The organism is Bradyrhizobium roseum (genome assembly GCF_030413175.1).
In the GTDB taxonomy this organism is placed as follows: Bacteria; Pseudomonadota; Alphaproteobacteria; order Rhizobiales; family Xanthobacteraceae; genus Bradyrhizobium; species Bradyrhizobium roseum.
Map to the genome: position 1 here is coordinate 3,428,067 of NZ_CP129212.1, position 22,329 is coordinate 3,450,395.

General features: G+C 62.4%; 23 protein-coding genes and 1 pseudogene. 16 read left to right on the forward strand and 8 right to left on the reverse strand.

The genetic code is table 11. The features are described 5' to 3' along the window. Positions 1 to 8: 8 nt before the first annotated feature. The 10 genes from QUH67_RS16420 to QUH67_RS16465 are packed head-to-tail and all read left to right on the forward strand — an operon-like array spanning position 9 to position 9,739. Positions 9 to 647 carry an NADH-quinone oxidoreductase subunit J gene (locus QUH67_RS16420; protein ID WP_300947702.1) on the forward strand — a complete coding sequence of 213 codons (639 nt, stop codon included), beginning with the start codon at positions 9 to 11 and terminating at the stop codon, positions 645 to 647. Continuing rightward, positions 644 to 952: an NADH-quinone oxidoreductase subunit NuoK gene (gene nuoK / locus QUH67_RS16425; RefSeq protein WP_171581897.1), complete on the forward strand. Its 309-nt coding sequence runs from the start codon at positions 644 to 646 to the stop codon at positions 950 to 952. Before QUH67_RS16420 ends, nuoK begins: the two co-directional genes overlap by 4 nt. Before the next feature lie 7 nt (positions 953 to 959). Beyond that, a complete protein-coding gene (nuoL, locus tag QUH67_RS16430; RefSeq protein WP_300947703.1) occupies positions 960 to 3,032 on the forward strand; it encodes an NADH-quinone oxidoreductase subunit L in 2,073 nt (690 codons plus the stop codon). Then, the gene (locus QUH67_RS16435; RefSeq protein ID WP_300947704.1) at positions 3,032 to 4,540 is read left to right on the forward strand and encodes an NADH-quinone oxidoreductase subunit M; all 1,509 of its coding nucleotides are present in this window, start codon (positions 3,032 to 3,034) and stop codon (positions 4,538 to 4,540) included. The genes nuoL and QUH67_RS16435 overlap by 1 nt, the downstream gene beginning before the upstream one ends. A 10-nt stretch (positions 4,541 to 4,550) precedes the next feature. Continuing rightward, a complete protein-coding gene (gene nuoN, locus QUH67_RS16440) occupies positions 4,551 to 5,993 on the forward strand; it encodes an NADH-quinone oxidoreductase subunit NuoN (protein ID WP_300947705.1) in 1,443 nt (480 codons plus the stop codon). After that, positions 5,990 to 6,802, forward strand: a complete 813-nt coding sequence (locus QUH67_RS16445) for a biotin--[acetyl-CoA-carboxylase] ligase (protein WP_300947706.1) — start codon at positions 5,990 to 5,992, stop codon at positions 6,800 to 6,802. The genes nuoN and QUH67_RS16445 overlap by 4 nt, the downstream gene beginning before the upstream one ends. After that, positions 6,802 to 8,472 (forward strand): ribonuclease J, encoded by a 1,671-nt coding sequence (locus QUH67_RS16450; protein WP_300947707.1) that lies wholly within the window; start codon positions 6,802 to 6,804, stop codon positions 8,470 to 8,472. Before QUH67_RS16445 ends, QUH67_RS16450 begins: the two co-directional genes overlap by 1 nt. 18 nt (positions 8,473 to 8,490) lie before the next feature. Further along, entirely contained in the window at positions 8,491 to 9,039 is a 549-nt protein-coding gene (locus tag QUH67_RS16455; protein ID WP_300947708.1) for a hypothetical protein, read from the forward strand. A 14-nt stretch (positions 9,040 to 9,053) separates the two neighbouring features. Beyond that, entirely contained in the window at positions 9,054 to 9,458 is a 405-nt protein-coding gene (gene mce, locus QUH67_RS16460; RefSeq protein ID WP_300947709.1) for a methylmalonyl-CoA epimerase, read from the forward strand. Positions 9,459 to 9,463: 5 nt separating this feature from the next. Further along, complete coding sequence (locus QUH67_RS16465; RefSeq protein WP_300947710.1) at positions 9,464 to 9,739, forward strand: DUF1467 family protein; 276 nt, start codon at positions 9,464 to 9,466, stop codon at positions 9,737 to 9,739. Between the two features lie 12 nt (positions 9,740 to 9,751). Here the strand turns inward: QUH67_RS16465 and QUH67_RS34970 are convergent, their stop codons facing one another. Beyond that, entirely contained in the window at positions 9,752 to 10,351 is a 600-nt protein-coding gene (locus QUH67_RS34970; RefSeq protein WP_407080437.1) for a PilZ domain-containing protein, read from the reverse strand. A 159-nt stretch (positions 10,352 to 10,510) separates the two neighbouring features. On the opposite strand from QUH67_RS34970, the gene QUH67_RS16475 reads away from it, so the two are divergent. The 4 genes from QUH67_RS16475 to QUH67_RS16490 all read left to right on the forward strand — a co-directional run bounded on the left by QUH67_RS16475 (position 10,511) and on the right by QUH67_RS16490 (position 13,367). After that, positions 10,511 to 10,864, forward strand: a complete 354-nt coding sequence (locus tag QUH67_RS16475; protein ID WP_300947711.1) for a hypothetical protein — start codon at positions 10,511 to 10,513, stop codon at positions 10,862 to 10,864. Between the two features lie 2 nt (positions 10,865 to 10,866). Continuing rightward, complete coding sequence (locus QUH67_RS16480) at positions 10,867 to 11,475, forward strand: class I SAM-dependent methyltransferase (RefSeq protein WP_300947712.1); 609 nt, start codon at positions 10,867 to 10,869, stop codon at positions 11,473 to 11,475. A 132-nt stretch (positions 11,476 to 11,607) separates the two neighbouring features. Beyond that, entirely contained in the window at positions 11,608 to 12,918 is a 1,311-nt protein-coding gene (gene mtnK / locus QUH67_RS16485) for an S-methyl-5-thioribose kinase (RefSeq protein ID WP_300947713.1), read from the forward strand. Between the two features lie 2 nt (positions 12,919 to 12,920). After that, positions 12,921 to 13,367: a hypothetical protein gene (locus QUH67_RS16490; RefSeq protein ID WP_300947714.1), complete on the forward strand. Its 447-nt coding sequence runs from the start codon at positions 12,921 to 12,923 to the stop codon at positions 13,365 to 13,367. A gap of 34 nt (positions 13,368 to 13,401) precedes the next feature. Here QUH67_RS16490 and QUH67_RS16495 read toward each other — a convergent pair whose 3' ends face one another. From QUH67_RS16495 to QUH67_RS16525, 7 genes and pseudogenes are all read right to left on the reverse strand, one after another. Continuing rightward, positions 13,402 to 13,716 carry a hypothetical protein gene (locus tag QUH67_RS16495; RefSeq protein WP_300947715.1) on the reverse strand — a complete coding sequence of 105 codons (315 nt, stop codon included), beginning with the start codon at positions 13,714 to 13,716 and terminating at the stop codon, positions 13,402 to 13,404. Positions 13,717 to 13,776: 60 nt separating this feature from the next. Next, positions 13,777 to 14,664, reverse strand: coding sequence for a translation factor GTPase family protein (locus QUH67_RS16500; RefSeq protein ID WP_407080462.1), 888 nt, complete (start codon positions 14,662 to 14,664; stop codon positions 13,777 to 13,779). Positions 14,665 to 14,758: 94 nt separating this feature from the next. Then, positions 14,759 to 15,793: an ABC transporter permease gene (locus tag QUH67_RS16505; RefSeq protein WP_300947716.1), complete on the reverse strand. Its 1,035-nt coding sequence runs from the start codon at positions 15,791 to 15,793 to the stop codon at positions 14,759 to 14,761. A 10-nt stretch (positions 15,794 to 15,803) separates the two neighbouring features. Next, entirely contained in the window at positions 15,804 to 17,306 is a 1,503-nt protein-coding gene (locus QUH67_RS16510; RefSeq protein WP_300947717.1) for a sugar ABC transporter ATP-binding protein, read from the reverse strand. A gap of 6 nt (positions 17,307 to 17,312) precedes the next feature. Beyond that, the gene (locus tag QUH67_RS16515) at positions 17,313 to 18,326 is read right to left on the reverse strand and encodes a sugar ABC transporter substrate-binding protein (protein ID WP_300947718.1); all 1,014 of its coding nucleotides are present in this window, start codon (positions 18,324 to 18,326) and stop codon (positions 17,313 to 17,315) included. 140 nt (positions 18,327 to 18,466) lie between these two features. Beyond that, entirely contained in the window at positions 18,467 to 18,658 is a 192-nt protein-coding gene (locus tag QUH67_RS16520; RefSeq protein WP_300947719.1) for a globin family protein, read from the reverse strand. 66 nt (positions 18,659 to 18,724) lie between these two features. Beyond that, positions 18,725 to 18,977, reverse strand: a pseudogene (locus QUH67_RS16525) (globin); the annotation flags it as partial. Positions 18,978 to 19,453: 476 nt separating this feature from the next. On the opposite strand from QUH67_RS16525, the gene QUH67_RS16530 reads away from it, so the two are divergent. Both QUH67_RS16530 and QUH67_RS16535 read left to right on the forward strand, forming a co-directional pair. Then, complete coding sequence (locus tag QUH67_RS16530) at positions 19,454 to 19,822, forward strand: DUF2946 domain-containing protein (protein ID WP_300947720.1); 369 nt, start codon at positions 19,454 to 19,456, stop codon at positions 19,820 to 19,822. A gap of 96 nt (positions 19,823 to 19,918) precedes the next feature. Then, positions 19,919 to 22,315, forward strand: coding sequence for a TonB-dependent receptor family protein (locus QUH67_RS16535; protein ID WP_300947721.1), 2,397 nt, complete (start codon positions 19,919 to 19,921; stop codon positions 22,313 to 22,315). Positions 22,316 to 22,329: the final 14 nt, after the last annotated feature.

The window sequence follows — 22,329 nt, forward strand, 5'->3', positions numbered from 1 at the left end:
GTGAGGGCATGATCCTTCCGGCGCTGTTCTTCTACCTGTTCGCCAGCATCTGCGTGGCGTCGGCTGTCATGGTGATTGTGTCGCGCAATCCCGTGCACTCGGTGCTGTATCTCATTCTGGCGTTCGTCAACGCTTCCGGCCTGTTCATCCTGATGGGCGCCGAATTCCTCGGCATGATGCTGATCGTGGTCTATGTCGGCGCGGTCGCGGTGCTGTTCCTGTTCGTGATCATGATGCTCGACGTCGACTTCGTCGAGCTGCGCGAAGGCTTCATGCAGTACCTGCCGATCGGCCTCGTCATCGGCGGTATCTTCATGTTCGAGCTGCTGCTCGTGGTCGGCGGCTGGGCGATCAACCCGACCGTGACCAAGCAGATCACCGCGGCGATCCCGACCAATGTCAGCAATACCGAGGCGCTCGGGCTGGTGCTCTATACGAAGTACATCCACTACTTCCAGATCGCCGGCATGGTGCTCCTGGTCGCCATGATCGGCGCCATCGTGCTGACGCTGCGCCACAAGGCCAAGGTCAAACGGCAGGACATCAACGTGCAGAACGCGCGGACGCCGGAACTGGCGATGGCCATCCGCAAGGTGGCGTCGGGGCAGGGCCTGCAGGATGCAGACGCGGCGGAGTGGGTGAAATGACGATCGGTCTGGGGCACTATCTCGCGGTCGGCGCCATCCTGTTCACGCTCGGGATCCTCGGCATCTTCCTGAACCGCAAGAACATCATCGTCATCCTGATGTCGATCGAGCTGATCCTGCTCGCCGTCAACATCAACCTCGTCGCGTTCTCGACCTTCCTTGGGGACATCGTCGGCCAGGTGTTTGCGCTGCTGGTGCTGACGGTGGCCGCCGCGGAAGCTGCGATCGGCCTGGCGGTGCTGGTCGTGTACTTCCGCAACCGCGGCTCGATCGCGGTTGAAGACGTCAATCTGATGAAGGGCTAACGCAGCTATGGTTCAGGCAATCGTCTTTCTGCCGCTGCTGGGCGCCATTCTGGCCGGCCTGATCGCGCTGTTCGGGGCGCATGCGCGCCACCCGAGCGGCGACGAGGTCGAGCATCACGACCATGGGCACGGCGGTCATGCGCACGCCGCCGCTGTTCATGACGATCATGGCCACGATGCTCACGGCCACGACGACCACCACGTCTCGGAGCCGCCGGCGCAGGGCTCGCGCGCGGCCGAACTGATCACGACGGGGCTGCTGTTGGTTGCCGCGGCATTGTCCTGGGTGACGCTGGTCGATGTCGGCTTCATGCACCACGATTACAGGATCACGTTGCTCCCCTGGATCAATTCGGGCGATCTGCAGATATCGTGGGCACTCCGCGTCGATACGCTGACCGCCGTGATGCTGGTGGTGGTCAACACCGTCTCATCCCTCGTGCACCTCTATTCCATCGGCTACATGGACGAGGACCCGAACCGGCCGCGCTTCTTCGGCTATCTCAGCCTGTTTACCTTCGCGATGCTGATGCTGGTGACCGCGGACAACCTGGTCCAGCTGTTCTTCGGCTGGGAAGGCGTCGGTCTCGCCAGCTACCTCTTGATCGGCTTCTGGTACCAGAAACCTTCCGCGAATGCGGCCGCGATCAAGGCCTTCGTGGTCAACCGCGTCGGCGATTTCGGCTTTGCGCTCGGCATTTTCGCCGTCTACATGCTGCTCAAGACCACCGATTTCGAGACGATCTTCGCCGGCGCGCAGAGTCTGCAAGGCAAGACCATCGACTTCTTCGGCTGGCACGCGGACGCACTGACGCTGATCTGCCTGCTGCTGTTCATGGGCGCGATGGGCAAGTCCGCGCAATTCCTGCTGCACACCTGGTTGCCGGACGCGATGGAAGGCCCGACGCCCGTGTCGGCGCTGATCCACGCCGCGACCATGGTCACCGCCGGCGTGTTCATGGTGGCGCGCTTGTCGCCGCTGTTCGAGCTAGCGCCCAATGCGCAGGCCGTCGTGATGTTCTTCGGCGCGACCACGGCGTTCTTTGCCGCCACCATCGGCCTGGTTCAGAACGACATCAAGCGCATCGTGGCCTATTCGACCTGTTCGCAGCTCGGCTACATGTTCGTGGCGATGGGGGCCGGGGCCTATTCGGTCGGCATGTTCCATCTGTTCACGCACGCCTTCTTCAAGGCGCTGCTGTTCTTGGGCTCGGGCTCGGTGATCTACGCGATGCACCACGAGCAGGACATCCGGAACATGGGTGGGCTGAAGGACAAGATCCCCTACACCTACAGCGTGATGGTGATCGGCACGCTGGCGCTGACCGGCTTCCCGCTGACCGCCGGCTACTTCTCCAAGGACGCGATCATCGAGTCGGCTTACGTCTCGCATAACCCGTTTGCGTTCTACGGCTTCGCGATGACCGTGATCGCGGCGGGCCTGACCTCGTTCTATTCCTGGCGCCTGATCTTCAAGACGTTCCACGGCGAGCCGCACGACCGGCATCACTACGAGGCCGCCCACGAGGCGCCGATGTGGATGCTGGTGCCGATCGGGATTCTCGCCGCCGGATCGATCCTGGCCGGCTTCCCGTTCAAGGAATTGTTCGCAGGCCATGGCGTGGAAGAGTTCTTCCGCGAGTCCCTGAAGATGAAGCCAGGCATCATCGAGGAGATGCACCATATTCCGGCGGCAATCGCCTACCTGCCGACGGTGATGATGGTGCTGGGCTTCCTGGTGTCGTGGCTGTTCTACATCCGCCGGCCGTACATCCCGGTCGAACTCGCCAACCAGCACCAGATGCTCTACCAGTTCCTGCTCAACAAATGGTACTTTGACGAGTTGTACGATGTCATCTTCGTCCGCCCGGCGAAGTGGCTCGGCTACACGCTCTGGAAAAAGGGCGACGGCTTCGTCATCGACGGCTTCGGCCCGGATGGCGTTTCGGCGCGGGTGCTCGATGTCACCCGCAATGTGGTGAAGGTCCAGACCGGCTATCTCTATCACTACGCCTTTGCGATGCTGATCGGTGTCGCAGGGTTGATCACCTGGTTCATGTTCGGCTTGGGAGGCCAGTAATGACAACCTGGCCCATCCTGTCGGTCGTCACCTTCCTGCCGGTCATCGGCGCGCTGGCGATCTATCTTATCCGCGGCGACGACGAGGCCGCGCGGCGCAACGCGCGCTGGATCGCGCTGTGGACCACGCTGGTTACCTTTGCGGTGTCGCTGATCCTGGTCTGGCGCTTCGATGCCTCGAGCGCAGACTTCCAGTTCGTCGAAAAGGCGAGCTGGCTCGCCAGCGGCATCAACTATCACATGGGTGTCGACGGCATTTCGCTGCCGTTCGTGATCCTCACCACCGCCCTGATGCCGTTCTGCATCGTCGCGAGCTGGAAATCGATCACGTTGCGCGTGCGCGAATACATGATGGCGTTCCTGCTGCTGGAAACGCTGATGGTCGGCACCTTCTCGGCGCTGGATCTCGTGCTGTTCTATTTGTTCTTCGAAGGCGGCCTGATCCCGATGTTCCTGATCATCGGCGTCTGGGGCGGCCCGCGCCGGGTCTATGCGTCCTTCAAGTTCTTCCTCTACACGCTGCTCGGCTCGGTGCTGATGCTGCTGGCCATCATGGCGCTGTACTGGAATGCCGGCACCACCGATATCCCGACCCTGATGACGACCGCCGTGCCGCGGTCACTGCAGACCTGGGCGTGGCTGGCGTTCTTTGCTTCGTTTGCAGTGAAAATGCCGATGTGGCCGGTTCATACCTGGCTTCCCGATGCCCACGTCGAGGCGCCGACCGCGGGCTCGGTGATCCTGGCCGCGATCATGCTGAAGATGGGCGGCTACGGCTTCCTGCGCTTCTCGCTGCCGATGTTCCCGCTGGCGTCGCACGATTTCGCCTGGATCATCTTCTCGCTTTCGGCGATTGCGATCATCTACACCTCGCTGGTCGCCTTGATGCAGGAAGACATCAAGAAGCTGATTGCCTACTCGTCAGTGGCCCATATGGGATTCGTCACCATGGGTATCTTCGCCGGCACCACGCAGGGCGTGGCCGGCGGCGTGTTCCAGATGATCTCGCACGGCATCGTCTCCGGCGCGCTGTTCCTCTGCGTCGGTATCATCTATGACCGGCTGCATACTCGCGAGATCGCGGCCTATGGCGGCCTCGTCAACCGGATGCCGCTCTACGCGCTGGTGTTCATGGTGTTCACCATGGCCAATGTCGGGCTGCCCGGCACGAGCGGCTTCGTCGGCGAGTTCATGACGCTGCTCGGCACCTTCAAGGTCTCGATCCCGACGGCGACATTCGCCACGCTGGGCGTGATCCTGTCCGCCGGCTATGCGCTGTGGCTCTACCGGAAAGTCGTTTTCGGGGCGCTGACAAAGCCGTCGCTGGCCAGCATCAAGGACCTGACCTGGCGCGAGAGCCTGTTGCTGTTCCCGCTGGTGGCGCTGACCATCCTGTTCGGCGTCTACCCGAAGCCGGTGCTCGACATGTCGGCGGCCTCGGTTCAGCAACTCGTCAACAATTACAATGCCGCCGTGACTGCCGTGAAGGCAGCCGCGCTGATCCAGTAAGGCCGCAGCCATGAGCTTCTCAAGTGCAGGTTATCAGTTGCTGCCGGTGCTGCCGGAACTGGTGCTGGCCGTCGGCGCCATGACGCTCCTGATGCTGGGCGCCTATCGCGGCGAAGGAATGACCCGGACGGTGACAGCTCTCGCGGTGGTGCTGCTGGTCGTCGTCGGCGTGCTGGAGCTGATGTTACCGGCCGGGAAGCTCGTGACCTTCGGCGGCAGCTTCATCGTCGACGATTTTGCCCGCTTCCTGAAGATCCTCGCCATCATCGGCTCGGCGGTGACGCTGGTCCTGTCGACGGAATTCCTGTCCGATCCGTCGCGGCGGATTTTCGAGTATGCAATCCTGGTGCTGCTCTCCACACTCGGCATGATGGTGCTGATCTCGGCGGCAGACCTGATCATGCTCTATCTCGGGCTCGAACTGATGAGTCTCGCGCTTTACGTGGTCGCAGCCTCCAACCGCGACAACGCCAAGTCCACCGAAGCCGGTCTGAAGTACTTTGTGCTCGGCGCATTGTCGTCGGGCATGCTGCTGTACGGCGCGTCGCTGATCTACGGCTTCACCGGCACGGTCGAATTTGCCGGCATTGCCGCCGCGGTGAAGACGGGCAGCGTCGGCATCGTGTTTGGCCTCGTATTCCTGCTGGCCGGGCTCTGCTTCAAGGTTTCTGCGGTGCCGTTCCACATGTGGACGCCCGACGTCTACGAGGGCGCGCCGACGCCGGTCACGGCGTTCTTTGCTTCGGCGCCGAAGGTCGCGGCACTGGCGGTGTTCACCCGCGTGACGCTGACCGCGTTCCCCGGCATCGTTCCGCAATGGCAGCAGATCCTCGTCTTCGTCGCCATCGCCTCGATGGCGCTGGGGTCGTTTGCCGCAATCGGGCAGAAGAACATCAAGCGCCTGATGGCCTATTCCTCGATCGGCCATATGGGCTTTGCGCTGGTCGGGCTGGCCTCCGGCACGGTGGAGGGCGCGCAGGGCGTGCTGGTCTATATCGCGATCTATGTCGCGATGACGCTCGGCACCTTCGCCGTGATCCTGTCCATGAAGCGCGCCGGCCAGCCGATGGAGCAGATCAGCGATTTCTCAGGGCTGTCGCGCACCAACCCGCTGCTGGCGTTCTTCTTCGCCATGCTGCTGTTCTCGCTGGCCGGCATTCCGCCGCTCGCGGGCTTCTTTGCCAAATGGTACGTGTTCGTGGCCGCGATCAAGGCCGGCCTGTTCACGCTCGCCGTCGTCGGCGTGCTGACCAGCGTCGTGGGCGCGTTCTATTACCTGACCATCATCAAGGTGATGTATTTCGACGAGCCGACCGGCGAGATCGAGCCGATGCGCATTGAGCTGCGCACGGTGCTGGCGGTCGCGGGCATCTTCAACATCTTCTTCTTCGTCTATCCGGGGCCGCTGGTCAGCGTCGCCACGACGGCGGCGAAGTCGCTGTTTCCAGGATGACTTTCTCGCTCGGACCCAGGGCCATAGCGGCGGGCTACCGTCTCGTCGCCTTCGATCAGGCCGGTTCGACCAATTCGGAAGCGATGGCGCATGCGCGCCGGGGTGGGCCTGGCTCGACCTGGTTCGTCACCACGCTGCAGACGGCGGGACGGGGACGCCGGCAGCGCACCTGGGTCGCGCCGCGCGGCAATCTCGCCAGCAGCGTGCTCGAGGTGATGGATGTTACGCCCGCTGTTGCGGCGACCATGGGATTCGCCTTTGGTCTGGCGCATGAAGCCGCGCTGCAGCGTGTCAGCGTCGAGGCCAATCTTCGACTGGCCGGATCGGATCGTTTGCAATATCTCCTGAAATGGCCGAATGACATTCTGGTCCGCGGGCAGAAGCTTTGCGGCTTGCTGGTGGAGGCTGAAGCCATGATGGACGGTAGACTTGCCGTCGTGGCGGGAATTGGCACCAACATCATCGCAGCACCGGAGGGTACGCCGACGCCGGCCGTTTCGCTGGCGGGGCTGGGTGTCCATGTCAGCGGTGAAGAGCTTTTCGCCGCGCTGTCGGAGGCCTGGGTCGAGTTCTGCGGCATCTGGGACAACGGACGCGGCTTTAGAGAGATTCGTAAGCTGTGGCTGGAGCGTGCCTTTGGCGTCGGCAAGCCGGTGGCTATCCAGACCGGAACCGCAAAGCTGGAAGGCACATTCGATACGATCGATGAAGCCGGTTGCCTCATCGTCCGCACCGCGGACGGCAGGCGCATGCCGATTACAACCGGCGAAGTCTATTTTGGTACGGCAGCGTCGATAGGAGCAGCCTGATGGCGCGGCCGGATGAATTGACCTTTGCGCCGCTCGGCGGCGTCGGCGAGATCGGCATGAACCTGTCGATCTATGGGCTCGGCAATCGCCAGCAGCGCTCGTGGCTCGCCGTCGATCTCGGCGTCTCCTTCGGCGACGAGGAACACCTGCCGGGTATCGACCTGATCATGCCCGACATCCGCTTCCTGGAGAAAGAGCGCAAGAATCTGATGGGGCTGGTGCTGACCCACGCCCATGAAGATCATTTCGGCGCCATCATCGACCTCTGGCCGAAACTGCAGTGCAAGATCTACGCGACCAAATTCAGCGCCGCGTTGTTCGAGGCCAAATGCGCCTCCGAGCGTAACCCGCCGAAAATCCCGGTGACGGTGGTGCCGTCGGGGGGCCGGATCGAACTCGGGCCGTTCATCGTCGAATTCATCCCGGTCGCGCATTCGATCCCGGAATCGCACGCGCTTGCCATCCACACCGCGGCCGGCACCGTGCTGCACACCGGCGACTGGAAGATCGATCCGACGCCGATCATCGGACTGCCGACCGACGAGCGGCGGCTGCGCGAGCTCGGCGATGCCGGCGTGCTGGCGCTGGTCGGCGATTCCACCAATGCGGTGCGGGAAGGGCGCTCGCCTTCGGAAACCGAGGTTGCTGCCACCATCGCCAAGCTGGTGAAGGCGGCCAAGGGCCGGGTTGCCGTCACGACCTTTGCCTCCAACGTTGCGCGCGTGAGGGCGGTGGCGGATGCTGCGAAGGCCGCCGATCGCGAGGTCGTGGTGGTCGGCCGCGCCATGGAGCGCGTGGTGCAGGTCGCGCGCGAAACCGGCTATCTCGACGGCGTGCAGAATTTCCGCAGCGCCGATTACTACGGGCATTTTCCGGCGGACAAGGTGCTGGCGCTGTGCACCGGCAGCCAGGGCGAGGCGCGCGCAGCGCTGGCGCGGATTGCCAACAATGATCATCCGCAGGTGACGCTGAACAAGGGCGACAGCGTGATATTCTCCTCGCGCACCATTCCCGGCAACGAGAAGGCGGTCGGCGCCATCATCAACGGCCTGGTCACCCAGGGCATCGAGGTTATCACCGACCGCACCGATCTGGTCCACGTCTCCGGCCATCCGCGCCGCGACGAACTGCGCGACATGATCTCATGGGTGCGCCCGCAGATCCTGATCCCGGTCCATGGCGAGGCGCTGCATCTGTCCGAGCACGCCAAGCTGGCGCGCACCGCCGGCGTGCCAAAGGTATTGACCATCCGCAATGGCGATCTGGTCAAGCTCGGGCCCGGCGATCCCGGAGTCATCGATGAACTGCCGTCGGGGCGGCTCTACAAGGATGGTAACATCCTGGAGGATTCAAAGTCTCGCGCCGTGGTCGAGCGGCGCCGGATGGCATTTGCCGGCTGCGCCTTCGTGGCGATCGCCATGAGCGACAAGGGCGAACTGGCCGACGATCCCGAGGTCGATCTGGTCGGCATCCCCGAAAAGAATGCGGCCGGTGAAGTGATCGACGAGATCGTGTTCGATACGGTGGTGTCCACTGTCGAGAACCTGCCGCGGGCGCGGCGGCGCGATGCGGACGCGACCGCGGAATCGGTGCGCCGCGCGGTGCGGGCCGTCATCAACGAGCACTGGGGCAAGAAGCCGATTTGCCTCGTTCATGTACTGACCGTTTGAACGCAAGGAGTGAGTGCAGTGCGAATCGCTGGAGGCAAACATGCCATCGCCTCCGTGGTCTTGTGCGTCGGCCTTGCGACATTTTTTATGTTGGAATGGTCCAACTCTGCCCGGGCGACACAGGTGCTTGCAGCCGACCTCGCACTTCATTTTGTCTGCAGCCACACGGTGCGTAGCGACGTTGAAGCGAAGACCGAACTATTTCTGAGGGGGAACAGCTTCCGCGTTTTGAATCTGGCGGAAATTCAGCGTCGACACAATTTCTATTTCTTTGAGACGCAGATGGAGGGCATGAGGCACGGTCAGGCGACAATCAGGTTGAGTTCAGTGCTTGGCGCCCATTCACGATATGCCTTTGCGCTATATTCCAGGCCACCGACAAGCCGCTTGAGTGATTTAGAAGATGCTGTTCTGAGATTCATATCCAGTGACTTGGGGTGTCAGACCCGCCAGATTCAGCGCGGGGCCAACGGAAAAGAGCGGCAGCGTTACTTCGATGCCGATCTGAAGCGGATTGAGAACTTGTTTGAACAGGCGGATCAGATTAACGCTGAACGCCGCATCTAGTCTCGGAGGAACGCATGCTGGGCCGGCTCAATCATGTCGCGATCGCGGTCAAGGACGCCGAAAAGGCCGCGAAGATTTATGGCGGTGCGTTCAACGCGGAAATCTCCGGCGCAGTGCCGCTGCCGGAGCATGGCGTCATCACCGTGTTCGTGACGCTGCCCAACACCAAGATCGAGTTCATCCAGCCGCTGGGCGACGCTTCGCCGATCGCCAAATTCGTCGAGCGCAACGCCGACGGCGGCATTCATCACATCTGCTACGACGTGCCCGACATCATCGCGGCGCGCGACAGGCTGATCAGCGAGGGTGCGCGCGTTCTCGGCGACGGCGTGCCGAAGATCGGCGCCCACGGCAAACCGGTGCTGTTCTTCCATCCGAAGGATTTTTCCGGCGCGCTCGTCGAAATCGAACAGGCCTGAACCAGATGGTCTACAGCATCTCGACCGCGTTTGCGATCTACTTCGTGCTCTGGTGGGTCGTGCTGTTCGTGACGCTGCCGTTCGGCGTCCGCAGCCAGCACGAGGACGGTGACGGCGCGCCCGGCACCGATCCCGGCGCGCCGGTGCTGGCGCGGATGGGCAAAAAGTTGCTCTGGACCACGGTCATTTCAGCCGTCGCGTTCGGCATCGGGATGTGGGCGTATCAGCAGGGCCTTCTCAACATCGAGCGGCTGTCGCGGCTGATGGGATTGCCGTTCTGATCTTGCAAGGCGTCAGTCGAACGCGACGCCGATCCGCTTGTTCGTGCGCCAAGCTACCCGGCAATATCGGCGCGTGTGATCTCCCTGTAACACCAACCAGAAGCTTTCGGGGACTCCCGTCGGACTGGCGACTTCGAGGGCCGCACCGGTGTTCGATACATCCCGGACGGTGCAGTCGATGACGCCGCCGTTGAACTCGATGGAACCTGCCTTCAGCACCCGGTGCCGGGGCGCGGCGCGATGGTTCTCCAGCACCTGAAGCGGTTCGGGCGCCTTGGGCGCTGCGCCCTTCGCCGCCGCTTGTTCCAGCAGATCCTGGACATGCTGCTTGGCGGCCCGGATGATCTCCTCGGTCAGCGTCGGCCTGATCCTGGCCCAGGCTAGCCGGAAACGAAGCTGACAGTCTTTGTAGTTGATGGCCTGTCCACGGTCATTGGCGGTCGAGGGCAGCCCATACACGGTGCACGCCCACCACCAGTACGGGCTGTCCGCCTGCTTCATGATCCGGCCGACCGGGAAGCCGCGCCAGACGACCTCAAAGTCGTTCTCCTGGCTGATTCCGCCGATGGCGGTGGGTCGCAATGCAATCGCGTCGGGGTCGTCAATCGTCATCGGATGTTCCTGATCCGATTTTGGGAATCAGCGATACCGTTAGTCCCATATGGGCTGTTGCGACAATAGTCCGGTAGACCATTACCCGAGTAGTCCTACGATTCTGCCAAATCCAACGGGATCGGTTAATTTTCTGCTGCTCTGGTCCAGGGAAAACGAATGAATTTTCAGCGTATCTTACTATTGCTCGTGGTTCTGCTCGCCGCAGGCCTGGCCGGCGCCTTCTACATGAACTGGAAGACGCTGGGACAGTTGCGGACGGTCAAGGCGTTTGTGGAGAGTTCGGTGTTTGCGGAAGCGGTAGCAGCCTGCGAGAAGGCGCCGAGCACCACGCCGTTCAAATGGACCGGCGGCAAGCAGACCGCCGTGATCGGGCTGACGTCGGTCAGGCTCAACAAGGACACGATCTTCCCGAGCTACACGCTGGTCGCCGACAGCGTGTTTTGCGACTACGACCCCGTGAAGAAAAAGGCCGACATCGGCTCGAACTTCCTGGAACGGGAAACATTCTAGGCATGGCGCCAGCGGATGCCGCGGGGATCATCGACCTGTACCAGCGCAAGGCGTCGGACTGGATCGAAAGTCGCGCGCGCACCGGGTTGATTGAAAAATCCTGGCTCGACCGGCTCCGCGCGCTGTTGCCGCCGGCCTCGCCGGTTCTCGATATCGGATGCGGAGGCGCACAGCCAATGGCCGCGTATCTGATTGAGGCAGGGCATCCCGTCGTCGGTGTCGATTCATCTCCGGCCATGATCGATGCCTGCCGTCAGCATTTCCCCGCGCAGGAATGGATCGTCGGCGACATGCGTATCCTTGCCCTGCAGCGGAAGTTTTCCGGCCTGCTGGCGTGGGACAGTTTCTTTCATCTTTGCGACGACGACCAGCGCAACATGTTTCCGGTGTTTCGGGCGCTCGCGGCGCCGAACGCGGCGCTGATGTTCACCAGCGGTCCCGCACATGGCGAGGCGATCGGCGAGTTCGGCGGCGAGCCGCTGTATCACGCCAGTCTCGATGCGGCGGAATATCGCTACCTGCTCGACCGGAACGGGTTTCGCGTGGTGGCGCACGTTGTCGAGGACCCGGAGTGTGGTGGTCACACCGTCTGGCTGGCACAGCTCATTTGAGACGTTCGGGCAAGCCGGGGCGGCGAACGCGCTGGCCGCCAGCCGCGCCTTGCGGCTATGATCCGCTGAACACAGGCCGGCCCGAATTCGTCAAACAGGAATCAACCGCCGCGCCGGCACGGGGAGACGGGGATGAGTTCACAGCGTCGATCGTCGGCTGATCCGCAGCAGGACGAATACCGTATCCTGCACGAGGCCGATCTGCGGGACTACCTCGCGGCAGTGCCCGAGATCGCGGCCCGGCTCGGTGGCGCTGCCGCAGCCTGGACCATCATCGAGGTCGGCGACGGCAATCTCAACCTCGTGTTCATCGTCAAGGGGGCGGCGGGCGGCGTCGCCGTCAAGCAGGCGCTGCCTTACGTGCGTCTGGTCGGCGAAAGCTGGCCGCTGCCGCTGTCGCGCTCGCATTACGAATATCTGGCGCTGACGCATCAGGCGCGGCTGGTGCCCGGCCTGGTGCCGGCCGTGCTGCACCATAACGAAGGGCTCGCCCTCGTTGTGATGGAATTGATCGAGCCGCATGTCATCATGCGCAAGGGGTTGATTGCCGGCGCGCTCTATCCGAATTTCGTCGGCGGCATCGCCACCTTCATGGCCCGCACGCTGTTTTTCTCGTCCGACCTCGCGCTTCCTGCCGCCCAGAAGAAGGAGGGGATCGCGGCGTTCGCCGGCAACCATGCGCTCTGCAAGATCACCGAGGACCTGATCTTCACCGATCCCTACCGCATGGCCGAGCAGAACCGCTGGACGCAGCCGTGGCTCGATGCCACCGCCGCCGAGTTCCGCGAGGACCTCGACCTGCATGCTGCGGTTTCGCGCCTCAAGCTGAAATTCCTGAACGCGCCGGAAGCGCTGATCCACGGCGACCTCCACACCGGCTCGATCATGGTGACGGAAGATTCGACGGTGGTGATCGATCCCGAATTCGCGTTCTACGGCCCGATGGGTTTTGACGTCGGGGCCGTCATCGCCAACCTGCTGATGGCCTACCTGGCTTCCGTCGGCCATGAGACGTCGCCGGGCGGACGGCGGGTGTTCGAGGTCTGGATGCTGGAGACGATCGAAAACGTCTGGACGGAGTTTTCCAACGAATTCCTCGAACTGTGGCGCACGGAAAGTCACGGCGACGCCTATCCGTTGTCGCTGTTTCCGGGGGCCGCCGGCGCTGCCCGGCTGGAGGCCGAACGGCAGGCCTACATGACGCGGCTGTTCGCCGACACCGTTGGATTTGCGGCGGCCAAGATCATCCGCCGCATTCTCGGGCTGGCGCACAATGCGGACTTTGAACTGATCGAGGATACGAGGCTGCGGGCCGTGTGCGAGGCGCGCAGCCTGCGGCTGGCGCGGGCGATGATGGTGGAGACGGCGTCGTTTACCACGATCGGCGCGGTGACGATGGCGGCCCGAATGGTGCGCGACTGGCAGCCGGAGTTCGCCGAGTAGCGATGATGGATCAGCTCGAACTTGCGCCTCTTCTTCGGAAGGGAAGCGCCAGTCCCCGGAAGCGGGAGCGGTACTCATTCGATCTCGTGGTCAACGGAGTATCTCTGTTCGAGGTCACCCGGGCCTCCGAGTACGATATGTGCGGGTCACTTTCGAATCCGCGGTTCGAGCCTGAAGCGGCCCGACAGATCAATGTTGGAACGACTGCCATGTTGACATCGGATGTGCCGGTCGGCGCGACATCGCGTCGCGCTGTTCGTTTGCGCGGAGTGCGTAGATTCGCCTGTGGCACCATCACCGCACGTGTTTTGCGAACTAAACTCGGAGTGGAGTGGTCTGATTTCGCATACGAAAATGGATTTGATGCCGCTTCTGAGCTTGACATAGGATCTTTTGAATTCGAGTGGGCCTCGTATCTGAGCGAGATCGAGCGCTCGAAAAGCGATTGAGTCGGCTTCCAAAATCACGGCGCAAAGGCGGAGACTAATTTTCGATTTCGAGCCGAACCTCAACATCCTCACCAACGCGCGCGAGCCTGCGAGCCCGCGTCTCTGCAATAGCGGATGAGAAGTCGCTGACCATCTCCTTCACCTCAGGTACGAGGTTCGTCGTGTTCACGACTTTGATCACATAGGGAGGTTTGAGAGTGTTCATCCCACCTCCAAAAATGGAGTCCAGGAATGCCCCCACGATTTCGCCATGCCATTCCGGCGCTCCTATCGCAGCCTTAAGCGCCAGTCGAAAATCTTGAGCAGTTTTCCAACTACTGGCATCGAGCTCTATTGTGTGCAGGGTCATGTTTCGAGGCACCACCTAATCTAGAATCCGCGTCAACAGCCATCGCATCCAGTCTCCCGTTCAGGCTCGCATTCCTATAGCAGGGCGAAATGGCGTATCGTCTTCGGGCACGGGTGCTGGAGCGTAGTGATCGAATTGCATCGTAAAGGTTGCGCGCCCCTGACTCATCGAGCGCAAGTTATTCACGTACCCGAACATGTTAATGAGCGGCACCATCGCGTTGATGACGTTGGCGTTGGCGCGCATGTCCCGGCTCTGGATCTGGGCGCGCCGCAAATTCAGGTCGCCGATGATGGAGCCGGTACAGTCTTCCGGGCTCGCCACCTCGACCTTCATGATCGGCTCGAGCAGTACGGACTTGCCCTTCTGCAGCGCTTCGCGGAATGCCGCGCGCGATGCAATTCCGAACGCCTGCGGCGACGAGTCGACGTCGTGATACTTCGCGTCGACCAGTTGGACTTTGACGTCCACCACCGGAAAGCCCGCGACCACGCCGCAGGAGAGCACGCTTTCGAGACCCTTTTCGACGCCGGGGATGTATTCCTTCACCGCGCCGCCGACGATCTTGGACTCGAACTCGTAGCCCTTGTCTGGCTCGTTGGGCTCGACGATGAATGTAACGCCCGCGAAGTCACCTTTCGGGCCGAGAACCTTCTTGTAAGTGTATTCCACTTCGACACGCTGAGTGATGCGTTCGCGGAACGCCACCTGCAGCGCGCCGATGTTGGCCTCGACTTTGTGGATGCGTCTGAGGATGTCGATCTTGGTGTCGAGATGGAGTTCGCCCATTCCCTTGAGAATGGTCTGGCCGGAATCCGGGTCGGTCGACACGCGGAACAACGGATCTTCGGCCGCAAGCTTCGTCAGCGCAATATCAAGTTTTTCCCGGTCGGCCTTTGACTTCGGCTCGATCGCGACTTCGACCAGCCAAGGCGGCTGCGTGCGGATGTCATCTCCCATCGCTCAATCCCAAACCTTCAATCAGGCGACTATTACGTAGGATCGCGAGGGATAATACCCAGATTTGTCCACGGCAGCGCGGCTATTCCACCGCCCGTTCCCGCAGCCGCTGCGCATAAACATTGATGATCAGCGCCGCCAGCAGGATCAGTCCCCGGATCAAGATCTTCAAAAAACTGTCGATGTTGACGTGGTCGAGGCCATTGTTCAGGACGCCGAGCACGAACAGGCCGACGATGGTGTTGCCGATGCCGCCGCGGCCGCCGAACAGGCTGGTGCCGCCGACCACGACGGCGGCGATGGAGTCCAAAAGATACGTGTCGAACTCGTTCTGCTGCGCGCTGCCGAAATGCGCCACGCCGAGCATGCCGCCGATGCCGGCGCAGACCGCCGAAATCACCATGACGCTGCCGAGGATGAGTTTGACGTTGAGGCCGGAATATTCCGCGGCCTCGCGGTTGCCGCCGACCATGTAAACATAACGTCCGAAGCGGGTGTAGGTCAGCACCAGGTGGCCGCCGAGCAGCATCAGCGCCGCCACGATCACGATCCAGGGGATGCCGCCGATCGACGTCGATCCGAGCGTCGTCACCAGCGGCGGCACCTTGTAGGCGATCTGCCCGCGCACCAACAGCGCGGAGATGCCGGCGGCGATCTGCATCATCGCCAGCGTCATGATGAAGGAGGGGATGCCGATCACCGTGAGCCCGAACGCGTTGACGAGGCCGAGCAGGGCGCACAGCGCCAGCGCCAGCAGGATGGCAGCCCAGCCGGGCATCGGGACATTGGCGATGTTGACGTAGGAGTCCTGCAGCGTGAAATAGGCCACCGCGATGCCGGTGACGTTGGCGATGGCGGCGATCGACAGATCGATCTCGGCGCACAGGATCACGAAGGTGAGGCCGACGGCGATGATGCCGGTGACCGAGATCTGCGTGAGGATGTTGCCGAAATTGTCGAGCGTCGCGAAAGAGGGGCTGGCGACTGCGAAGAAGGAAAACAGGCAGATCAGCGTCAGGAACGGCGCGATGTTGCGCATCTGGGAGCGCAGCACCCCACCGAGCCCGCGGGGCTTTTTCCCGTCCGCTGTGACTGCCGCGCTTTCACCTGAAGTCATGCCGGTCTCCTCACGCCGCTTCGAGCAGGCGGTCCTTGCTGATCTGTTCGTTGGCGAATTCACGCACCACCGCGCCGCGCTTGAGGACGAGGACGCGGTCGGCGAGCGACAGCACCGTCTCGGGCTCGGTGGACAGCACGATGATGGCGAGGCCTTTCGCGCGCAAATCCCTGACGATGTGGATGACGTCGTTCTTGGCCCCGACGTCCATGCCGCGGGTCGGTTCGCACAGCACCAACAGCCGCGGCGGATAGCTCAGCCATTTCGCCAGCGCCACTTTTTGCTGGTTGCCGCCGGACAGCATGCCGAGGTCGAGATCGACCGTCGCGGGGCGGATCCGCAACTGCTCGACCTGCCGGGCCGCAATCGCGCGCTCGCGCCACGGCTTCAGCAGCAGCGACGAAATGCGATCGAGGATGCTGATCGAGACGTTCTTGTAGACCGGCTCCTGCAGGAACAGCATGTCGCGGCGGCTCTCGGGCACGAAGGCAATCCCGGCGCGGCGGGCGCCGGCCGTGCTGCGGAAGGTTTTCTGTTCGCCGGCGATGGCGAGGGCGCCCTGGTCGGGCCTGAGCTTGCCGAACAGGATCCTGGCCAGTTCGAGCTGTCCGCAGCCCATGAAACCGTAGATGCCGAGCACCTCGCCCGCGCGGACGTCGAACGAGACGTCGCGCAGGCTGCGGGCGAGTGACAGGCCGCTGGCGCTCAGCACCACCGGCTGATCGGTCGGTTGCGGCAGCATGATGTCGTGCGCGTAAGTTTCTCCCAGCGCCTCGCTGCCCTTGCCGATCATCGCCTCGATCAGCGCCGGCTTCGAGGTCTCGGACGCCAGGGTCTCCGCGACCTTCCGACCGTTGCGGAACACGGTCACGACGTCGGAGACGCGCAGGATGTCCTCGATGAAATGCGAGATGAAGACGATGCTGGCGCCATCGTCACGCAACCGCTTCAGCGTTGCGAACAGGCGCTCCACTTCCGGCGGCGACAGCGCCGAGGTGGGCTCGTCGAGGATGATGATGCGGGCGCCCGAGGACAGCACGCGGGCGATCTCGATCAATTGCTGCAGCCCGATCGGCAGGTCGCCGAGCCGCGACATCGGATCGACGTCGATGCCGAATCGTTTCAGTTGCTCGCCGGCCTCGCGGGCCATGCGCCGCCATTGCACGAGGCCGAGGCGGTTGGTCGGCTGGTTGCCGAGAAACACGTTCTCGGCCACCGTCAGGTCTGGCGCGACGCTCAGTTCCTGATGCACCATCGCGATGCCGGCTGCGTTTGCGTCGCTCACCCTGCGAAAGCGGGTTTCCCGGCCGTCGAGGATGAACCGGCCGGAAAAATCGGCATGCACGCCGGCGATGATCTTCATCAGCGTGCTTTTGCCGGCGCCGTTCTCGCCGACGAGACCATGGATCTCGCCGGGCGAGAGGGCAAAATCGACACCACGAAGCGCCTCGACGCCGCCGAAGGCTTTTGTGATGTCGCGCAGTTCGAGGATGGGCTGAAGTCCCGCGGGCATGGTGGATCAGATCAGGAAGTGATCCTCCATCCATTGCATGCCGGCCGCATTGGCCTTGGTGACCACCGGGCCGTCCGTGATGACGTGCTTCGGAATGCCCTGTCCGCTCTTCTCGCCCGCGGTCACCGCGGCGACACCGGCCACGATGGCGCCGCCATGGATGCGGCAGGAGGGGTTGCGGACGGTCGCGAACATGCGGCCTTCGCTCACCGCCTGGATCGCCGGCGGCATGGCATCGACGCCGCCGATCAGGATGTTGGTGCGGTTGCGCGCCTTCATGATGTTGTAGGCGGCCAGCGCCATGTCGTCATTGTGGAAGAAGGCCGCGTCGATCTGCGGGTATTTCGTCAGATAGGTTTCCCATAGCCGCGCCGCCTTGGAGACGTCCCAGTCCGCCGGTTGGGTGTCGAGCACCTCGATGTTCGGAAACTGCTTGACGACGGATTCAAAGCCCTTGGCGCGGCCCTGCGCGCCGGTGTGACCGAGCGCGCCCTGCGTCATGATGACCTTGCCTTTGCCGCCGATGGCGTTGCAGAGCGCCTGCGTCACCGACGCGCCCATGAATTCGTTGTCGGGCGCCAGGAACGAATGAACCTTGATCTGGTCGAGCGGGGCGATCAGCGTGTCCATGTCGATCACGGGAATGCCGGCATCGATCATCTTGTTCACCGGCGCGGTCAGCGTGCCGATGCCGAACGCCTGGATGGCGACGAAATCCCATTTCTGCGAGGCCATGTTGTCGATCGCGGCGCGCTGCTTGACGGCGTCGAGCTGGCCGTCGAACCAGGTGACCTCGACGTTGAACAGCTTGCCCCACCATTCCGCCGCCTGCTTGCCTTGCGCGCACCAGGTGGCCTGAAGGCCAGCGTTCGAGAACGCCGCCTTCAGCGGCTTTTCGGAACGCGCCACCGCCGCCAGCGCCGGGTTGATGCCCAGCCCGCCGAACAGTGCGGCGCCCGCAGCCGCGCCGGTTTGAAGAAGATTACGCCTTGTCGTAGAGGATTGGTCAGTCCCGGACATCGCTCGCTCCCTCGTTTGTTATTACCGACGGTGTCGATTGCCCGCACCGCGGCTCGAAGGCAGTCTTTCACATCAGACGCATTTCCGCCACCGGCCGACTTGATCGCCAGTCTCAATGAGCTCCAGAAGTTTTTCTTATCTCACTGCACTGCAACGAAACGCTTAATGTCGCCGAGCAGCGCTCGCCACGCCGCGTCGATCTCCTCCGACCAGTCCGCGCCGACGATCTCACGCAGCGTCTGCGCAATGATGCCGAAGAAGGCGACGAATAATTCGCGCGGCGTGCCAGCGCATGATTCGCCAAAGTGTCCGCGGTTTGGCGACAAGATCATGCGCCGATTCAAAGGAATAGCGCGCGATCGGACGCAAAACCGGTTTCCACTTTTGCTGATCGCGCGCGGGCGTCGTGCGAGGAAATCTCCGAGGTGATCAGGCGGAAATGCCGGTGCGTTCTCCGGCAAAGTCCAGGATGGCGTCGATGGTCAAGGCCAGCATCGAACCCTTGACGGGTTCGCTGCCCTCGGTGCGGAACATCGTTCGTGCTTCGGGATGCGCGTCGAACAGCCGTCGATAGACCAGCGGCGTCAGATCATCGCAGCGCTCGGCGGCCAGTTCAAAGCTTCGTTCGATCGGATTTGACGAGCCCGTCATTCAGTTTGCGATCGTGTTGAAAACAACGCTCAAAAAAAAGAGCAGGGCGATAAGCCCTGCTCCAAAAATTGTGTCGACCCTTAATTTCCTCGAAAATGTGGATTTGATCTTGATTGTCGAGGCGACGCTGCTTGTGCGCGTCAGGGCTCCTCCCGAGACTTGGACCACCAAGCTGAACCTCTCGCCCAGCCTGAGCTTGAATTGGTAGACCATCTTTTTCGTCTTGTCATCATTTTCAGCAACCTTTGTTCAAAATTCCAGCAATCTGCGAAATGATTGGGAAAATACTATCGCTGGTTGTGGATATAGTGGCCTTTCGCTCGAGGTTTGGTATCCTGGTAGGGCGCCATTCAAATGGCGCAAAACGCGTCGCTTTCCGCCAGGTTTCTTCCGTAAAGCGGCAACATAGTTCCTGGAACCTCGCTCTCGACTTCGGACTCGCCTGATGTTTAAGGTCCGAGGCGGATGGGATAGCGATGCGCGGGCTGAAGAGGTTTCTGCCGATTGTTCTGGTTGCCCTGGCGGTGCAGATCTTTGCACCGATCGGCGCATGCTGGGCGGCGGCCATCGCGGCGTCCGATCCGCTCGCCGGCACCGTTATCTGCCACGGCAATGCCGCACCTGGCGAAGGGCAGACTGACCCGGCCAGCCACCGCGCGCACGACGGATGCTGCTCGGTCTGCAGCATGCTGCAGGGCGGCGCGCCGGTCGATGTGCCGCAAATCGCAACGATCGATATCGATCGGGTTGCCGAGCAGGTGGCTTGGCGCGATTTCGCCTTCCGGCTGACGAACGCGCGCGCCGGCTCCCACGCGCAGGCCCGCGCCCCTCCCGCCATTTCCTGACGACTTCGAACACCCAATGTGACCGGTGCGGCGATAGCCGTGGCGGTTGGTGCAGTCATTCGAGCCGGCCAGAGAACCGGCGTCAGGATTTATCTTATGTCTCGTTATCACGCCCTTGGCGGCGCGAGCCTTGTTGTGCTCGGCAGCGCGCTGTCCCTCATGCCCTCGGCCACCACAGCCCAGACGTCGCTGCCGGCGGTGACCGTCGAGGCGCCGCGCGGCACCGCCGCCAGACCCGCGGCCCGCAAGCCGGCCGTTCGCTCTTCCGCCCGGACGCCGCAGGCACGTCCGCCGGCGGCCAACCCCGCTCCATCGGCATCACTCACCGCGGGCATCACGCCCAGCGTGGCGCGCGCGCTGCTCAATACGGCGCCCAACGGTCAGACCGAAACCACCATCGATCGCAGCCGATTCGAGAATCGACCGGCATTCTCCGTCGCCGACGTGTTGCGCGAGAGCCCGGGTATCTCGATCAAGCAGGGCAACGGCCCGCGCGACATGGGCATATCGATTCGCGGTTCCAACGCCCGCAACGGGTTTGCGATTCGCAATATCGTGATCTTCGACGACGGCTTTCCGGTCACCCAGCCGGACGGGCTTTCGCGCAGCGACCTGATCGATCCAAAAGCCTATGGCGCGATCGATGTGGTCCGCGGGCCGTCATCGGCGCTGTACGGCAACTATGCGACCGGCGGCGCGCTGAATTTCCGCACCCGTCCGGGCCGCAGCATCGACGGGGTCGAATACGGCGTCGAAGGCGGCAGTTTTGGTTATCTCAACAACTATATCGCCGCCGGCAAGAAGATCGGCAACTTCGAATATTCGCTGTTTACCAGCGATGCGCGCGGTGACGGGTTCATCCAGAACAGCTGGTTCAACACCCAGACGGTGAACTTCCTCGGCACGTTGCATCTCACGCCCGACGACCGGTTCACGGTCAAATTCATCAACAACAATCTGGAGACGCGGCTGCCGATCCGGCTGTCGCTGAACCAGTACAATCAGAATCCGTTCCAGCGGGGATGCGAGTTCGCCGGCATCACCGCCTGCGCCTCGGTCGGTCTCCTCAACAATGGCTTCAATGGAGGGCGCACTCCAACCACCGCCATCCAGGCAGGGCTCGGCCGCGAGGATCGCCGCACCATCGTCGGCGGCCGCTGGGAGCACGATTTCGACAACACGACCACCTGGCGCAACCAGTTCACGTTCGACGATCGCAACATCAGCCAGCCGACGGGCGCCACCACCGCGATCGGCGACTTCCCGTCCTACAACTACATGAGCGACGTCACCAAGCGCGGTGAGATCCTCGGGATGGAATCGACGACGTATTTCGGTGCCTGGTACAACACGCTGGCAGCGTCGAGCGACAGCCGCAACGTCATGCCGGGCGGCAACGCGAGGCTCGGCCTGCTGGCAAGCAATACCTTCAGCAGCACCTCCAACTATGGCGTTCGCGCACGCGAGGAGATCAAGATTGCTCCGAACCTGACGGCGATTGCCGGCATCGGTTGGGAAACCACTATCCTGAGGGGCGTCAATACGGCCTATGCGTATCCGACGACGAATGTCCCGACGGCGGTGACCACGCTGATATCCGCCGACCGGCAATTCCAGAACACCGCGCCTGAACTGGCGCTGCTCTACAAGCTCAATCCCGAATGGCAGTTCCGCGCGCGGGTCGCCACGGGTTACGGCACACCGCAGGTCGGCAACCTGTTCGTGGACTCTCAGGGCAACAGCGGCAACAACACGCAGCTGAAAGCGCAGAGAAACCTTGGCTATGACCTCGGCTTCGATTGGACGCCGAACAGCGCGCTGACGTTCAGCCTGACAGGGTTTTACGAGTTCTTCAGAGACGAACTGGTCACTCAGGCGACGCCGGCGAACGCCCGGAATGCGAGCTTCACCTTCAACGCGCCAAAGTCCGAGCATCGCGGCGTAGAGTTGGCGGCTGACTGGAAGTTCTATCCCGGCTGGCGTTTGACGGCGGCTTATACCTATCTCGATCAATACTATACCGAATACACGGAGACCCTCAGAAGCACCGGCGCAGGCGCTGCGGCCTTCAACTTCAATCGTGCCGGCAACAAGATTCCCGGGATATCGCCGCACGAACTGACGGCGCGGCTCGGCTACGATCACATGTCGGGGCCACTCGCGGGCCTCGGGGCGTTCGTCGAGGTCCAGTGGAAGGACTCGTTCTACATGGACAACGCCAACTTGCTGAAGGCGCCCGGCTACGAGCTGGTCAATCTCAACGTGCACTACAACACGGACTTGAAGTCCGACACCTTCAAGTCGATGAGTGTGTTCGCCGAAGTCAGGAACGTGTTTGACCGGACTTATGTGGCGTCAGCCAACAACATCGCGAATACGGTGCAAGGCACCGGCATACAGGATGGGGCGCTCACATTGGCAAACACCACCGGCTCGATCTACGCCGGCTCGCCGCGCGCGTTCATGGCGGGGATGAGGCTGGCGTTCAAATGACAGCGACACACGGC

Bases quoted from the DNA above. Each gene is read 5' to 3' on its own strand.
- QUH67_RS16490 (WP_300947714.1), top strand. From the start codon at position 12,921: ATGATGGATCAGCTCGAACTTGCGCCTCTTCTTCGGAAGGGAAGCGCC.
- QUH67_RS16420 (WP_300947702.1), top strand. From the start codon at position 9: ATGATCCTTCCGGCGCTGTTCTTCTACCTGTTCGCCAGCATCTGCGTG.
- QUH67_RS16505 (WP_300947716.1), bottom strand. From the start codon at position 15,793: ATGACTTCAGGTGAAAGCGCGGCAGTCACAGCGGACGGGAAAAAGCCC.
- mtnK (WP_300947713.1), top strand. From the start codon at position 11,608: ATGAGTTCACAGCGTCGATCGTCGGCTGATCCGCAGCAGGACGAATAC.
- QUH67_RS16445 (WP_300947706.1), top strand. From the start codon at position 5,990: ATGACTTTCTCGCTCGGACCCAGGGCCATAGCGGCGGGCTACCGTCTC.
- QUH67_RS16480 (WP_300947712.1), top strand. From the start codon at position 10,867: ATGGCGCCAGCGGATGCCGCGGGGATCATCGACCTGTACCAGCGCAAG.
- nuoN (WP_300947705.1), top strand. From the start codon at position 4,551: ATGAGCTTCTCAAGTGCAGGTTATCAGTTGCTGCCGGTGCTGCCGGAA.
- nuoL (WP_300947703.1), top strand. From the start codon at position 960: ATGGTTCAGGCAATCGTCTTTCTGCCGCTGCTGGGCGCCATTCTGGCC.
- QUH67_RS16495 (WP_300947715.1), bottom strand. From the start codon at position 13,716: ATGACCCTGCACACAATAGAGCTCGATGCCAGTAGTTGGAAAACTGCT.
- QUH67_RS16435 (WP_300947704.1), top strand. From the start codon at position 3,032: ATGACAACCTGGCCCATCCTGTCGGTCGTCACCTTCCTGCCGGTCATC.
- QUH67_RS16530 (WP_300947720.1), top strand. From the start codon at position 19,454: ATGCGCGGGCTGAAGAGGTTTCTGCCGATTGTTCTGGTTGCCCTGGCG.
- QUH67_RS34970 (WP_407080437.1), bottom strand. From the start codon at position 10,351: ATGACGATTGACGACCCCGACGCGATTGCATTGCGACCCACCGCCATC.
- QUH67_RS16510 (WP_300947717.1), bottom strand. From the start codon at position 17,306: ATGCCCGCGGGACTTCAGCCCATCCTCGAACTGCGCGACATCACAAAA.
- mce (WP_300947709.1), top strand. From the start codon at position 9,054: ATGCTGGGCCGGCTCAATCATGTCGCGATCGCGGTCAAGGACGCCGAA.
- QUH67_RS16465 (WP_300947710.1), top strand. From the start codon at position 9,464: ATGGTCTACAGCATCTCGACCGCGTTTGCGATCTACTTCGTGCTCTGG.
- QUH67_RS16475 (WP_300947711.1), top strand. From the start codon at position 10,511: ATGAATTTTCAGCGTATCTTACTATTGCTCGTGGTTCTGCTCGCCGCA.
- QUH67_RS16520 (WP_300947719.1), bottom strand. From the start codon at position 18,658: ATGATCTTGTCGCCAAACCGCGGACACTTTGGCGAATCATGCGCTGGC.
- QUH67_RS16535 (WP_300947721.1), top strand. From the start codon at position 19,919: ATGTCTCGTTATCACGCCCTTGGCGGCGCGAGCCTTGTTGTGCTCGGC.
- nuoK (WP_171581897.1), top strand. From the start codon at position 644: ATGACGATCGGTCTGGGGCACTATCTCGCGGTCGGCGCCATCCTGTTC.
- QUH67_RS16515 (WP_300947718.1), bottom strand. From the start codon at position 18,326: ATGTCCGGGACTGACCAATCCTCTACGACAAGGCGTAATCTTCTTCAA.
- QUH67_RS16450 (WP_300947707.1), top strand. From the start codon at position 6,802: ATGGCGCGGCCGGATGAATTGACCTTTGCGCCGCTCGGCGGCGTCGGC.